The sequence below is a fragment of the Streptomyces sp. ICBB 8177 genome (assembly GCF_003144095.1).
In the GTDB taxonomy this organism is placed as follows: Bacteria; Actinomycetota; Actinomycetes; order Streptomycetales; family Streptomycetaceae; genus Streptantibioticus_D.
The window spans coordinates 352,158-364,469 of record NZ_NSKH01000003.1 but is presented as its reverse complement, the minus strand read 5'-3'; the positions used below and the strand labels follow the sequence as shown (position 1 = coordinate 364,469).

General features: G+C 73.4%; 10 protein-coding genes and 2 tRNA genes. 8 read left to right on the top strand and 4 right to left on the bottom strand.

Features of this window, described 5'->3' with window-relative positions; genetic code table 11:
- Window positions 1-8 precede the first annotated feature (8 nt).
- From CK485_RS04570 to CK485_RS04555, 4 genes are all read left to right on the top strand, one after another.
- Entirely contained in the window at window positions 9-1,349 is a 1,341-nt protein-coding gene (locus CK485_RS04570) for an AAA domain-containing protein (protein ID WP_109447607.1), read from the top strand.
- Window positions 1,350-1,515: 166 nt separating this feature from the next.
- Window positions 1,516-1,887 carry a hypothetical protein gene (locus tag CK485_RS04565; protein WP_109447153.1) on the top strand — a complete coding sequence of 124 codons (372 nt, stop codon included), beginning with the start codon at window positions 1,516-1,518 and terminating at the stop codon, window positions 1,885-1,887.
- 215 nt (window positions 1,888-2,102) lie between these two features.
- On the top strand, window positions 2,103-2,744 hold the full coding sequence (locus CK485_RS04560; protein WP_241968127.1) for a hypothetical protein: 642 nt from the start codon (window positions 2,103-2,105) through the stop codon (window positions 2,742-2,744).
- A 79-nt stretch (window positions 2,745-2,823) separates the two neighbouring features.
- Window positions 2,824-2,899, top strand: a tRNA-Lys gene (locus tag CK485_RS04555).
- 109 nt (window positions 2,900-3,008) lie between these two features.
- Here CK485_RS04555 and CK485_RS04550 read toward each other — a convergent pair.
- A complete protein-coding gene (locus CK485_RS04550; RefSeq protein WP_109447151.1) occupies window positions 3,009-3,947 on the bottom strand; it encodes an alpha/beta hydrolase in 939 nt (312 codons plus the stop codon).
- Window positions 3,948-4,075: 128 nt separating this feature from the next.
- Between CK485_RS04550 and CK485_RS04545 the strand changes: the two genes are divergently transcribed.
- The gene (locus CK485_RS04545; RefSeq protein WP_109447149.1) at window positions 4,076-4,759 is read left to right on the top strand and encodes a TetR/AcrR family transcriptional regulator C-terminal domain-containing protein; all 684 of its coding nucleotides are present in this window, start codon (window positions 4,076-4,078) and stop codon (window positions 4,757-4,759) included.
- 16 nt (window positions 4,760-4,775) lie between these two features.
- Window positions 4,776-4,848, top strand: a tRNA-Lys gene (locus tag CK485_RS04540).
- 273 nt (window positions 4,849-5,121) lie between these two features.
- Here CK485_RS04540 and CK485_RS04535 read toward each other — a convergent pair.
- Both CK485_RS04535 and CK485_RS04530 read right to left on the bottom strand, forming a co-directional pair.
- Window positions 5,122-6,327, bottom strand: a complete 1,206-nt coding sequence (locus CK485_RS04535) for a M6 family metalloprotease domain-containing protein (RefSeq protein ID WP_241968126.1) — start codon at window positions 6,325-6,327, stop codon at window positions 5,122-5,124.
- A gap of 59 nt (window positions 6,328-6,386) precedes the next feature.
- Window positions 6,387-7,607 (bottom strand): M6 family metalloprotease domain-containing protein, encoded by a 1,221-nt coding sequence (locus tag CK485_RS04530; protein ID WP_241968125.1) that lies wholly within the window; start codon window positions 7,605-7,607, stop codon window positions 6,387-6,389.
- Between the two features lie 78 nt (window positions 7,608-7,685).
- Here CK485_RS04530 and CK485_RS28950 point away from each other — a divergent pair, with 78 nt between their 5' ends.
- Both CK485_RS28950 and CK485_RS04525 read left to right on the top strand, forming a co-directional pair.
- Window positions 7,686-7,862 carry a hypothetical protein gene (locus CK485_RS28950; protein WP_199239245.1) on the top strand — a complete coding sequence of 59 codons (177 nt, stop codon included), beginning with the start codon at window positions 7,686-7,688 and terminating at the stop codon, window positions 7,860-7,862.
- Between the two features lie 324 nt (window positions 7,863-8,186).
- On the top strand, window positions 8,187-10,016 hold the full coding sequence (locus tag CK485_RS04525; protein WP_109447147.1) for a GGDEF and EAL domain-containing protein: 1,830 nt from the start codon (window positions 8,187-8,189) through the stop codon (window positions 10,014-10,016).
- 97 nt (window positions 10,017-10,113) lie between these two features.
- On the opposite strand, the gene CK485_RS04520 is transcribed toward CK485_RS04525, so the two are convergent.
- Window positions 10,114-12,279: a glycosyl hydrolase family 18 protein gene (locus tag CK485_RS04520; RefSeq protein ID WP_109447145.1), complete on the bottom strand. Its 2,166-nt coding sequence runs from the start codon at window positions 12,277-12,279 to the stop codon at window positions 10,114-10,116.
- Window positions 12,280-12,312: the final 33 nt, after the last annotated feature.

Sequence of the window (12,312 nt, the reverse complement as noted above, 5' to 3'; positions counted from 1 at the left end):
GCGAGACCGTGACCGCCCTCGTGCCCGGCGACGACCCGGCGTCCGCCGCGGCCCGGGCCACCGAGGCGATCCTGCGCGACGCCCGGCACGGCACCCGGCGCGGCGTCGTGGTGGACTCCCCTCCCGGCGCGGGCAAGTCGACGCTCGTGGTGCGCGCGGCCCGCGAACTGGCCGCGTCCGGTGAGCGGTTGATGATCGTCGCGCAGACCAACGCCCAGGTGGACGACCTCGCCGACCGGCTCGCGACGGCCGACCCGAAGCTGGCGGTGGGCCGCTTGCACGGCTCGGACTCGCCGCCCGACCCGGCGCTGGACCGGCACCCGTCGGTCCTCAAGTCGGCGAAGGTCGCGGACCTGCTGGAACGGCAGGTGGTGATCGCGACCGCGGCCAAGTGGGGCTATGTCAAGAACGTCGAGCCGTGGCGCCACGCGATCGTGGACGAGGCGTACCAGATGCGCTCGGACGCGCTGCTGCGGGTGGCCGGGCTCTTCGAACGGGCGCTGTTCGTTGGCGACCCGGGGCAGCTCGACCCGTTCAGCGTGGTCGGCGCCGAGCAGTGGGCGGGGCTGTCCTACGACCCGTCGGCCAGCGCGGTCGTCACGCTGCTCGCGCACAACCCAGATCTGCCGCAGCACCGGCTGCCGGTCTCCTGGCGGCTGCCCGCGTCGGCGGCGCCGCTGATCTCCGGCGCGTTCTACCCGTACACGCCGTTCCGCAGCGGTACGGACCACGGGGACCGGCGGATGGCGTTCGGCGTGGCGTCGGACGGCGGCGCGGCCGACCGCGTGCTGGACGAGGCCGCCGTCAGCGGCTGGGGGCTGCTGGAGCTGCCCGCCCGGCACACCCCGCGCACCGACCCGGAGGCGGTCGCGGCGGTGGCGCTCGTGGTGCGCCGGATGCTGGAGCGCGGCGGGGTGACGGTCAGCGAGCGGTCCGAAGAACCGGCGCCGCTGACCGCCGACCGGATCGCGGTCGGCACCGCGCACCGCGACCAGGCGGCGGCGGTGCGCTCCGCGCTGGCCGGTCTCGGCGTGACCGGCGTCGCGGTGGACACGGCGAACCGCTTGCAGGGGCGGGAGTTCGACGTGACGGTGGTGCTGCACCCGCTGTCCGGGCGGCCGGACGCGACCGCGTTCCACCTGGAGACCGGCCGCCTGTGCGTGCTGGCCTCCCGGCACCGGCACGCCTGCGTGGTGGTCTGCCGGGCGGGCGTCGAGCGGCTGCTGGACGACCACCCCTCCACCGAGCCGGTGCGGCTCGGGGTGACGGTGAAGTTCCCGGACGGCTGGGAGGCGAACCACGCGGTGCTGGCCCGGCTGGCGGAGCACCGGGTCGTCTGGCGTCCCTGACCCCCACACCTCCGTCTGCCCGGCAGGCGGCCCGTGCGGCGCCGGCCCGGCCGGGGGAGCACCGGGTCCGCCGGGATGAGTCGGCGGGCCGCCGGGGCCGCGAGCCTTCGGGGGCTTGCGCGGGTGCGGGACAATGGATGACGGTCCACAACCTGGAGGTAGGTAGATGTCCGAGCCGAACTCGGCTCAGCAGACGCCGGACACGGCGGCGGGCCGGCCCAGGATGCGGCCCGCGCCGCTGCTCTTCGAGCCCGAGGCCGCCGCGGACGATCCGGAGCACTTCTTCGACCTGGAGTCGATGGACGACCCGGGTGAGCTGCTGGAGCGTTCCACCGAACTGGCGCTCGCGTTCCGGGCGGCGGCCGACCGGGCCACCGAGTTCCAGGCGATGGCGGCCGCGCAGCTCGCCGACCCCAAGCGCTTCGACCGCGCGACGGTGGAGTCGATCGCCCGGCGGGCGGACTGGTCGCAGGACTACGCGCAGCGCATGATCGAGTTCGGCACCGATCTCCTCCGGCAGCGCCCGGCGGTCGACTGACCTCCGCGCCCTCTCACGCCACGGCGGGTCAGGCCTGTCGCTTCGCTGATGCACGTGCAGCGGCACGGGCCTTCGCACCGGCGGACGCACACGCGAATGCACGGGCATCATGGGCCGGTGGCATATGCGGGCAGGGTACCGCCGCAGGCCCCGGGCTGTCCCGATTTCCGGCGATCCGGGCAACCGGAACCATGCCGCCGGTAGATGTATCTGCCATGACCGACATGACCTGGGACATCCGGAACAGTGACGTACGGCCCACCGATCCCCGCCGCCCCGGCGCACCGGGGCTCGACCTGTGGCAGGCCGACGCGGCGCTGCACTCCGAGTACGTCACGGTCGACGGCGCCGAGTGGCTCGCCTCCGCCAGCGCCTTCCCCCGCAGCGTCAAGGCGCTGTGGTCGGCCCGGCCCTCGGCGCCGAGCGTGCTGCCGTGCGGCACGGCGTTCGACGTGGTCAACCTGCCCGCGCTGTTCGGCCGCCGGATGCTGGAGCGGCTGTGGACGGCCGGGCCGGGCTGCGGTCCCGTCGCCCTCCACCACAACCGCGTCCTGGTCTTCGCCGAGCCCGGCACCGCCGACCGGCTGCCGTCGCTGCTGTCGTGGGAGGAGTGGGGCGAGCTGGTGCCCCGGCCGCTGTGCCACGGCGCGGGCGACGCGGTGACCGTGCCGCCGCTGGTCCCCGACCCGCCGGCCGCCTCCGGCACGGCCGAGGGTGACGGTGAGGGCGGCTCGGCGCGCTGCGCGTCACGCTGGCTGGTGGCGCCCGGGGTGCGCGATCCGTGGCTGCCGGGGGCCGCGGTCCTGCTGTGGGCGTGCCTGCGCGCGGCCCGGGCGGAAGGGACCGCTCCGGCCTGAGCCGCGCCTGCCCGGGCCTGCGCACTTGTCGATTTTTCCTGGGCCGGAACAGGATGCTAAGGTCTTCGACGTTGGCCGGGCGCCGCTAGCTCAACTGGCAGAGCAGCTGACTCTTAATCAGCGGGTTCGGGGTTCAAGTCCCTGGCGGCGCACCATCACGGCAAGGCCGTTGACCTGGGCGTCTCACCTCTTCGGGTGAGGCGCCTCCGTCATTTCCTGACCTGCGTGGTCCCGTGGCCCCGTGGTCCCTTGATCGCCCCGCCCTCAGCCGCGTCCTGGCGACTTCACGCCGAGCGGCATCATCTTCGCCGGGCGCGCCTCGCGGTCCTCGCCGAGGAAGTCCAGCAGCAGCCCGGCGACCAGGGCGGGCTTCTCCAGGGGCAACGCGTGCGACGTGCCGGGGACCACCGCGAGCTGCGCGTCCGGCAGCGCGGCCACCATCTCGGCGCTGTGCTCGACCCGCACCCCGTCGTCGTCCCCCTGCATCACCAGCACCGGCACGGTGATCCGGGCGAGGTCGGCGAGCTCGATGCCGGTGCCCGCCCGCCACATCCGCAGCAGTTTGGCGAAGACCACCGGGAAGTGCGCGGGGCCGTCCGGCGACAGCGGCTCGTACTGCGGGGCGAACATCCCGGCCAGCAACTCGCGCGAGGCGTCGTCGTGGATCAGCGCGTCGGCGGCGGGCGTGGCGCCCTCCCGGGTCACTCCGCCGCCGATCACCACCAGCCGTTCGACCAGCTCAGGGTGGCGCAGCGCGAGGTGGAGGGCCACCGTCGCGCCATCGCTCCAGCCGACGACACGGGCGGTCCGCAAACCCGCCGCCACCATGAACGCGGCGGTGTCGTCGGCCATCGCCTCGTACGAGATCGGGCCGTCGGCGTCCGGCGTGCGCGCGTGCCCGCGCCGCTCCGGCACGTAGACGTCGTACCGCTCGGCGAGCGCGGGCGCCTGGCCCCACCAGCTGAACGCGCCGGTCCCGCCGCCGTGCAGGAGCAGCACGGGCGGCCGCTCCTCGCTGCTGTGGCCGTCGCCGCCCCAGCGTTCGTAGTACGTGGGGAGCGCACCGGCGAGGAGGCGGTGGGCTGCGCCGGGCGGCGGGGGCTGCCAGGCGGGGGCGTCGGGCAGAGGCGGGAAGGCGGGGCCGGGCTGCTTGCCGCCGCCTTCTTGACCTGCGGGTTTCTGGACCGGTGTGGTCGCTCGCATGCGGATTCCCCCGTTTCCGGATGCTCCGGCGCCTCGCCGTCGCACCCCGACTTGAACAACGCTCAATTGAACACTGCTCAAGTTAGGCCGGTACGCTGGGCCCCGTCAAGAAGGAAGGGAGCGCGAGCATGCCACTGCGGCGCGAGACGGTGATCGACGCGGGGCTCGCTCTGCTCGACGAGGTCGGGCTCGACAAGCTCACCACCCGGGCGCTGACCGCCCGGCTCGGCGTTCAGCCCGGCGCGCTCTACTGGCACGTCAAGGACAAGCGGGAACTGCTGGGCGCGATGGCCGAACGCGTGATGGACGAGGCGTTCGCAGCGCCCACACCGGCGTCGGTCTCGCCCGCGCCCTCGGCCTCGGGCGACTGGGCCGAGGACGTGACCGCGTTCGCTCACGGGATGCGGCGGGCGCTGCTCGCGCACCGGGACGGTGCTCGGCTGGTCGCCACGTACACCCCCCTCGGGCGGTCCGCGCTGCGGGCGGCGGAGGACGGGCTGGCGCTGCTCACGGCGGCGGGCGTGCCGCTGGCGCTGGCGGCGCACTTCGGGGACACGGTCACCAGCTACGTCACGGGGTTCGTGATGCAGGAGCAGGCGGTCGGCGGCGTCGGGGACCCCACGGCCGACCTGGCGGCGTACCCGCTGCTCAGCCGCTGGGCGCGGGAGGGGACGCCGCCGGACAGGGACGCGGCGTTCGCCTCCGGGGTCAGGCTGATCGTGGACGGGCTCCGGGGGCGAGTTGACGCGGGGAGCCGCGGCACGGAGGGCCACGACGACGCGGCGCGGGGGGCCGGGGCGGATCGGGTATGATCTACGACGTTGGTGAGCGCCGCTAGCTCAACTGGCAGAGCAGCTGACTCTTAATCAGCGGGTTCGGGGTTCAAGTCCCTGGCGGCGCACGTTACGGCCACCCCCTCGGCGGGGGTGGCCTTCTTGCGTTCGGGGGTGGGTGTGGTTGGGGTTTCGCTGCCCACCCACCCGCCCACAGGTCCTGCCAGTGGCCCCGCGGGGCTCCACCTCTCCCCCCGAAAGCGGGGGCTCCGCCCCTGCACCCCCGCGCCTGAGGCCCCCGCCATCGCTCCCTCCCGCACGCAAACCCAGCCCCCTGCGCCCGAACCCGCGACCCGCCCTCGCCCCTCCCGCACGCACGCCCACCCCCGCAAAGAACAACCTCACCCCCTCCCCACCCTCACCGTCCACCCTCCCTCCGCGTTACGCGCCAGCACCCTCACCGCCAAACCCTTCGTTGTGAACGTCGAACCCACCCCGTACGGCGCGTCGTTCAGGGAATTGAACGCACTGCTGCTGTACGCGCACGCTGCCGTCCTCGGGTGGGCGTCCATCAGGTGGACGGGGCCTCCGCCCGAGGGGACGTCCGTGCGGACTCGGTAGATCAGGACGCCTTCCGTGCAGGCCTGCGCGTCGTTGCCCAGGGCCCTGCGGGCCTCCACCACGTACGCCGTCGTCCTGCCGAACGGCACGACCACCGCCTTGCGTCCCCCGGGCACTTCCAGCGGGGACAGCGCCACCTCCCGGGTGCCGGGACGGCTGACGCAGGCCACCTGCGCGTCGGTCAGCCAGCCCATGCGCCACTTGTGCCAGGCCAGCGGCTCGCCCTGTAGGCCCCAGTCCAGCGACATCGTGTCCCACTGCCCGGCCAGCGTGTCCGTACGGGCGAAGTCGTCGACCGCGTACAGGTCGGGCAGGCCCAGGATGTGACCGTTCTCGTGCGCCAGGACCCGGGGGCCTGCCTGGTCGCGACCGTAGATCACCGAGACGCGGTCCAGGTGCGTGCCGTTCTCCGTGGTGGCCGCGTTGCCGCCGGTCCAGGTGACCGACAGCACCGTGCGGTCGGCGGGCGGGCCCGCGTTGGGGGCCGCTATGACGTTGACGAGGTCGTAGCCCCGGAAGTCCACCGTCCGCCCCACGACCGCCGCCAGGTCCCGCATCATCGCCCGGTGCACCGGCCACCCGTAGCCGCGGGTGATCCCGTACGCGGAGAACGGGCGCGGCATCCTGAACCACCGCAGCACCGGCACCGGTTCGTAGCGCAGCCTGCCGTACGAGGCGCGGGCGTACCACTGCTGGACGAACGGGAAGAACTCGTCGTACCGCGCCTTCGCCGACTCCTGGGCCGGCGCGTCGGGGAAGTCGATGAACAGCGTCAGCGCCCGCAGCACGCCCGTGGAGCGCGCGTACTGGCTGCTCCGGGTGGCCGGGAAGCCCTCGGACATCTCCACGCCCGGCACCGCCCGCAACGCGCAGGGCCGGCCGGGCGGCGCGGCCGCCGGTGCCCCGGACGCCACCGTCTCCACCCCCACCGCGCAGGCCGCCACCACCGCGAGCACGCCGACCAGCAGCACCACCCTCGTGCGCACCCGGCGCCACGCGCCGCCCGCACCGCCCCCGCCCCCGCCCCCGCCCCCGCCCCCAAGTATCACGGCTCCACCACCGTCACCCGCCAGTCGCCGGCCGCGGTGCGCGCGTCCACCCGCACGTCCACCGTCTCGTGCGCCGACGGGCCGAAGCGGTACGCGTACGACTCCCCCGCGGCCAGCGGGGCGTCCGCCAGCTGGGGGCGCACCGAGGCGCCGTAGCACGCGCCGGTGCGCGGATGGCCGTCCAGGACCCGGATCGGGCCCTCGCCGGTGTCCACGTCGCTGCGCACCTCGTAGAGCAGGACGCCCTCGCGGCAGGCGGTGACGTCGTTGCCGCGCTGCGCCCTGGCCTCGACGGCCAGCGCGGAGGTGGCGCTGGTGCGCACCACAACCAGCTTCGTGCCGCCCGCCGTCTCGACCGGGGTGAGCGTGCGGGTGGTCCTCGTGCCGGGGTGGTCCACGCAGGCGACCTGGGAGCGGTCGATCCAGCCGTACTTCCAGCGGTGCCAGGCGAACAGGTCGGGCGCCAGGCCGAACTGGCTGCCCATGAGGTCCCAGTCGCCGACCTGGGCGTCCCAGGAGTCGGCGGCCGCGTCGCCCGCGCTGCCTCCCCCGGGCGCGGCGGGTGGCTGGCGGTAGAGGTCGGGCAGGTCGAAGACGTGGTTGGTCTCGTGGGCGAGGACGTTGGGGTCGGGCGGGTGGCGCTCGAAGACGGTGACGACGCTCTTGAGCGACGTGCCGCCGGCCCGCAGCGGCTGGTCGAAGCTGACGACCTTGGTCGCGTCCGAGTCCACGCCCGGCGCGTCCGGGTCGGCGACCAGGTAGACCACCGGGACGCGGCGCAGGTCGCCGCCCCGGCCGGCCAGCGCCAGCGCGTCGCGGATGTAGCGGGCGCGCGCGGCCGGGCTCCAGGCGCGGGCGATGCCGTACGCGGTGGAGGGCCGCGGCATCCGGTACCAGCGGCGCGTGATGCGGGGGCGCAGCCGGAAGCGGCCGTACGAAGCACGGTCGAAGTACTCGGTGGTGGCGGGGAAGTGGTCGGCGGCGAGGGTGGCGGTGGTGACGTCCGGGGTGTGGTCGGGGAAGGACAGGAAGAACATCACCGCGTTCACCTCGCCCAGCGGACGCGGGTAGGCGGCGTTCCAGGCGGACAGGCCCTCGGAGTGCCGGGCGCCGGTCGCCGCCAGCGCGCACGGGCCGTTGGCGGACGCGGCCTGCGCGGGCCCGGCGGCCAGCCCCCAGGCGACCAGCGCGAGGAAGCCCACGGCGAGCGCCGCCACCCTGCGCAGGGGGTACGGCCCGGACCCCTCGAAGGCGTTCCCGCCCCCGTCCCCCGGGCCGGCGCCGCCATCCCCGAAGTGGCTGCCTCCGTCCCCGAGGCCCCCGCCTCCTTCTCCGAAGTGGCTGCCCCCTTCCCCGAGGCCTTCGCCGCCGCCGACCCCGTCGGCGTGCCGTTCGGCGGCGTCGCCGAAGGCACCTCCGTACGCGCCGCCTCGCACACGACCTCCCCGGACGGGATCGGGTCACTTCGCTGACCTGACCCACCCTGAGGCAGTTCATCCTCTTATGCCCTGTTCTGATAGTCCGCTCGTGTCGTCGGCACAACACCAGGCCCGGACATCACGTACCGTGAGCACCGGTCGGGAACGGTCACATCGGATCAGCGGGGCGCCAAGGCGTGCGGGATCGGCGCAAGATCGGTCAACGCGCCCCGCGGGTGCTCCCGCGTGCCGAGAATCACCACGATGACGGTGGCTCAGAGCCGTCGCGAACCTCTATGATCGCCACATTTCCGCGCGGGAAACCGCTCTCATGGTTTCCCGGGACCTCCGTACGACCGACTGTGTGAGACGACTGCGATGCGGGAGCAAGCTGACGGCGGGCCCTTGGTCGGCCGAGCCGGCGAGCCCGCCGCGCCTCCCCCGCCGGTGACCGACGGTGACGGCAGGCCTCCCGGTCGCGGCGGCCCGCCCGGGCCGCGACTGCGCGACTACCACGCCGCGTTCAACGCCGCGCGCACCGCGATGGCCCTGGTCGACCGCGACGGACGGCTGCTGGCCGCCAATCCCGCGCTGGGCTCTCTGCTCGGCGCCGACCCCGACCGGCTCGCCGACCGCCGCGCCGCCGACCTGGTGGGGCTCGGCGGGGACGAGCGCGTCCGGGACGCCTACCACGACGTGTTGCGCGGCGGCCGGGAGCGGCTGCGCTGCACCTGCCGGCTCAAGCACCCCGGCGGCCAGGCCCTGTGGGCCGAGGTGACGCTCGACGCGCTGCGGCAGGATTCCCCCGGCGCCGGCGAGGCGGCGACCCAGGCCGGGGCCGCGCTGCTGTCCGTCGAGGACGTCAGCGAGCAGCGTGAACTCGCCGCCCGGCTGCGGCACTTGCAGATGCACGACCCGGTGACCCGGCTGCCGAATCGCGCCCTGTTCTTCGAACGGCTCGGCGCCGCCCTGCGTTCCCCCGGGCCCGAGCGGGTGGGCATCTGCTACCTGGACCTGGACGGCTTCAAGGCGGTCAACGACACCCTGGGCCACGCGATCGGCGACCGGCTGCTGTTCGCGGTGGCCGGACGGCTGCTGGCCTGCGTGGCGGAGGGCGGTCATCTGGTGGCCCGGCTGGGCGGCGACGAGTTCGCGCTGCTGGTCGAGGAGTCGGACGGCACCGAGCAGACGACCGCGCTGGCCGACGCCGTACTGGCCGCGCTGCAAAGGCCGTTCGACCTCGACGGCCACCGGCTCGCGGTCTCCGCCAGCATCGGCGTGGTGGAGCGCCCGGCCGCGGGCACCTCGCCGACCGGCCTGATGCAGGCCGCGGACACCACGCTGTACTGGGCCAAGGCGGACGGCAAGGCGCGCTGGGCGCTGTTCGACCCCGAGCGCAACGCGCACCGGATGACCCGCCAGGCGCTGTCCAGCACCCTGCGGCAGGCCGTGGAACGCGGGGAGTTCAGGCTGGAGTACCAGCCGCTGGTGGCGCTGGACGGCGGGGCGCTGCGCGGCGTCGAGGCGCTGGTGCGCTGGGACCACCCGCAGTTCGGGCTGCTGGCGCCGAACCGCTTCATCGGGCTGGCCGAGGAGAACGGCGCCATCGTGCAGTTGGGCCGCTGGGTGCTGGCGGAGTCGTGCCGCCGGGCCCGGGTCTGGCAGAAGGACCACCCGGACGAGCCGATCTCGGTCAGCGTGAACGTCGCGGTGCGTCAGGTGTGGGACTCCGACCTGGTGGCGGACGTCGCCGGAATCCTGGACGACACCGGACTGCCGCCTGAACTGCTCCAGTTGGAGCTGACGGAGTCGGCGGTGATGGGGTCGGCGGGCCGCCCGTTGCAGGCCCTGCACGCCCTGCACGAGATGGGCGTGCGCATCGCCATCGACGACTTCGGCACCGGCTACTCCAACCTGGCCTATCTGAGCCGGCTCCCGGTGGCCGCGCTGAAGCTGGACGGATCGTTCGTGCGCGGCTTCCGCGACCCCGAGCACCCCAACCCGGCCGACGAGACGATCGTGGTCGCGCTGGTCGAACTCGCCCACCGGCTGGGCCTGACGGTGACGGCGGAGTGCGTGGAGAGCGCGGAGCAGGCGGAACGGCTGCGGCGCATCGGCTGCGACACCGGTCAGGGGTGGTTCTACTCGCGGCCGGTGGCACCGGAGCGCATCGCGGAGATGCTGGGCGCGCCGGCCGCCGACGCGTGAGACGTCGGGAGACGGAACGGGGCGATGCCCGGCGAGTGGTGAGGGGCGGCTTTCTCACTCGCCGGGCATCGCGGGAAGGCGGACTCCGCCGGGCGCGTCAGGCGACGCCGATGTCGTCCGCGTAGTACGTGCCCTGGCCGTACCACCCGTGGACGTAGATCGTCACGCTGGTGGTGTTCGCACCGGTGGTGAAGGAGGTGGACAGCTTCTGCCAACTCCCGCCGGTGCTGGCCCAGGTGGAGGTGTCCGTGGTGCCGGTTCCGGAGTCACCGAGGTAGACGTAGGAGCCGTCCACGTAACCGCTCAGCGTGTACTTGGTGTTGGGCTTCACGCTGATGGTCTGCTGGCACTGCGCGTCGTCGCTGCTGGAAGCCGCGCCCGCCAGGGCGTACGTGCCGCCGTGCACGGTGGTCTTCTGCACGCTGCCCGTACCGCCGGAGCAGGTCCACGGGGTCAGCGCGCCACTCTCGAAGCCGCCGTTGACGACTCCGCCGGAGCCGGTGGTCCCCCCGGTCGAACCGCCGGTGGTCGAACCCCCGGTGGTGGACCCTCCGGTGGTCGAGCCGCCGGTCGTGCTCCCCCCGGTGGTCGAGCCCCCGGTCGTGGAACCGCCCGTCGTCGAGCCGCCGGTGGTCGTGCCTCCGGTCGTGGAGCCACCCGTCGTGGAGCCGCCCGTGGTCGAACCCCCGGTCGTGGAACCGCCGGTGGTCGTACCCCCGGTCGTGGAGCCGCCCGGAGTGCACGTGCCCGCGCTGCCGTTGACGTCGTTCACGGTGTCGTTGAAGAGCGTCGCCGCCTGGTCGAGGTCGTACAGCGAGAACATGAACTCGCCGCCGAGGCCGTTGCAGTGGACGTAGTCCGCCTTGGCCTGCAACGACTGCGCGTCCTCACCGGTCCAGAAGTTGGTGCCGTCGTAGAAGTAGGCCGCCTGCGCCACGGGGTCCCAGAAGGTGTCGCTGGGGTTGTCCACGACGCCGGTCAGCTCCTTGTACATCCGTACGCCCGGCACGCTTCCGGAGTCGGCCGAGCCCGCCGCCGGTCCCGTCGCGGTCTGGAACAGGCCGTGGTCGTTGCCCGCGGGCACGCCCGTCCAGCCCCGGTAGTAGAACGGCACCCCGAAGTTGAGTTTGCTCGCGGGGAAGCCGCCCGGGATGCCGTACTGAGAGTCGCCGACCGTGTACGCCTTGATCGCCTCGTCGTCCGAGTACTTCTCGTTGCCGGGCGCGATGGGCGAGCTGGGGTCGTTGGGGTTGTCGTAGATCGGCGAGGCGTGGTTGGTCGGGCCGGTCGGCTCGAACCCGCCGTGCATGTCGTACGTCATCGGGTCGCCGAAGGTGAGGTACTGGCCGATCTTGTCGGTCTCGATGTCGGCGATCTTGTCCTGGCCGGCCGGCAGGGCCGCGGACAGGGCGTAGCTCTTGCCGTCCGCCTTGCCCTGGGCGTCGAGTTCGGAGCGGAACTCGGCCAGCAGAGCGGTGAAGTCCTGCTTGTCGCTGGGGCTGGAGTGGTTGCCGACGTGTCCGCCGCCGCCCGGGTACTCCCAGTCGATGTCGAAGCCGTCGAAGATGCCCGCGGCGCTGCCGGTGCCGCCGTAGCCGCCCTGCGAGGGCAGGTTGCCCTTGATGAACATGTCGATGCAGGACGAGACGAACTTCTTGCGCGAGGCGTCGGTGGCCGCCACGTCCGAGAAGTACTTGGAGTACGTCCAGCCGCCGATCGACAGCAGCACCTTGAGGTTGGGGTTCTTCGCCTTCAGCTCCTGGAGCTGGTGGAAGTTGCCCGCGATCGGCTGGTTGTAGACGTCGGCCGTGCCGTCGACGCTGATGTCGCTGCCGAACGACTTCTGGTAGTCGGCGAACGCGTCCTCGGCGCCGTCACCGGCGTTGGGGTCGGACTCGCCGCCCGGGTCGGGGTCCGACGCCTTGGTGTTCTCGAAGCAGGTCAGGTTGGTCGGGTCGATGTTCTCGAAGTCGTAGATGAGGTAGTTGAGTTTGCCGGCCTCGCCCTCGTCCTGGACGTTCTTGAGGTAGAAGGCGTTCTGGTAGACCGACCACTGGTCGTAGTACGCGACCTTCAGGCCGCCACTGGTGGTGGCGGCGCCGGTGGTGTTGGCCGCGGAGACGGCCGAGGTCCTCGGGGCTGACGAGGCATCGGCGGTTCCCGCGGCGAGCAGCGCGCCGAACGCGCCGATGCCGAGTGCCGCGGCGGCCAGGGCCGCGGTCCACGGCCTGACGGCCCTTCGGCCTTTGCGAGGTGTGCGCACAGGGACAACCTCCTGGTGGGGGTGATTGTCTCT

Excerpts from the sequence above, each read along its gene's own strand:
- CK485_RS04565 (WP_109447153.1), top strand. The coding sequence starts at position 1,516 with ATGTCCGAGCCGAACTCGGCTCAGCAGACGCCGGACACGGCGGCGGGC.
- CK485_RS04560 (WP_241968127.1), top strand. The coding sequence starts at position 2,103 with ATGACCGACATGACCTGGGACATCCGGAACAGTGACGTACGGCCCACC.
- CK485_RS04550 (WP_109447151.1), bottom strand. The coding sequence starts at position 3,947 with ATGCGAGCGACCACACCGGTCCAGAAACCCGCAGGTCAAGAAGGCGGC.
- CK485_RS04545 (WP_109447149.1), top strand. The coding sequence starts at position 4,076 with ATGCCACTGCGGCGCGAGACGGTGATCGACGCGGGGCTCGCTCTGCTC.
- CK485_RS04525 (WP_109447147.1), top strand. The coding sequence starts at position 8,187 with ATGCGGGAGCAAGCTGACGGCGGGCCCTTGGTCGGCCGAGCCGGCGAG.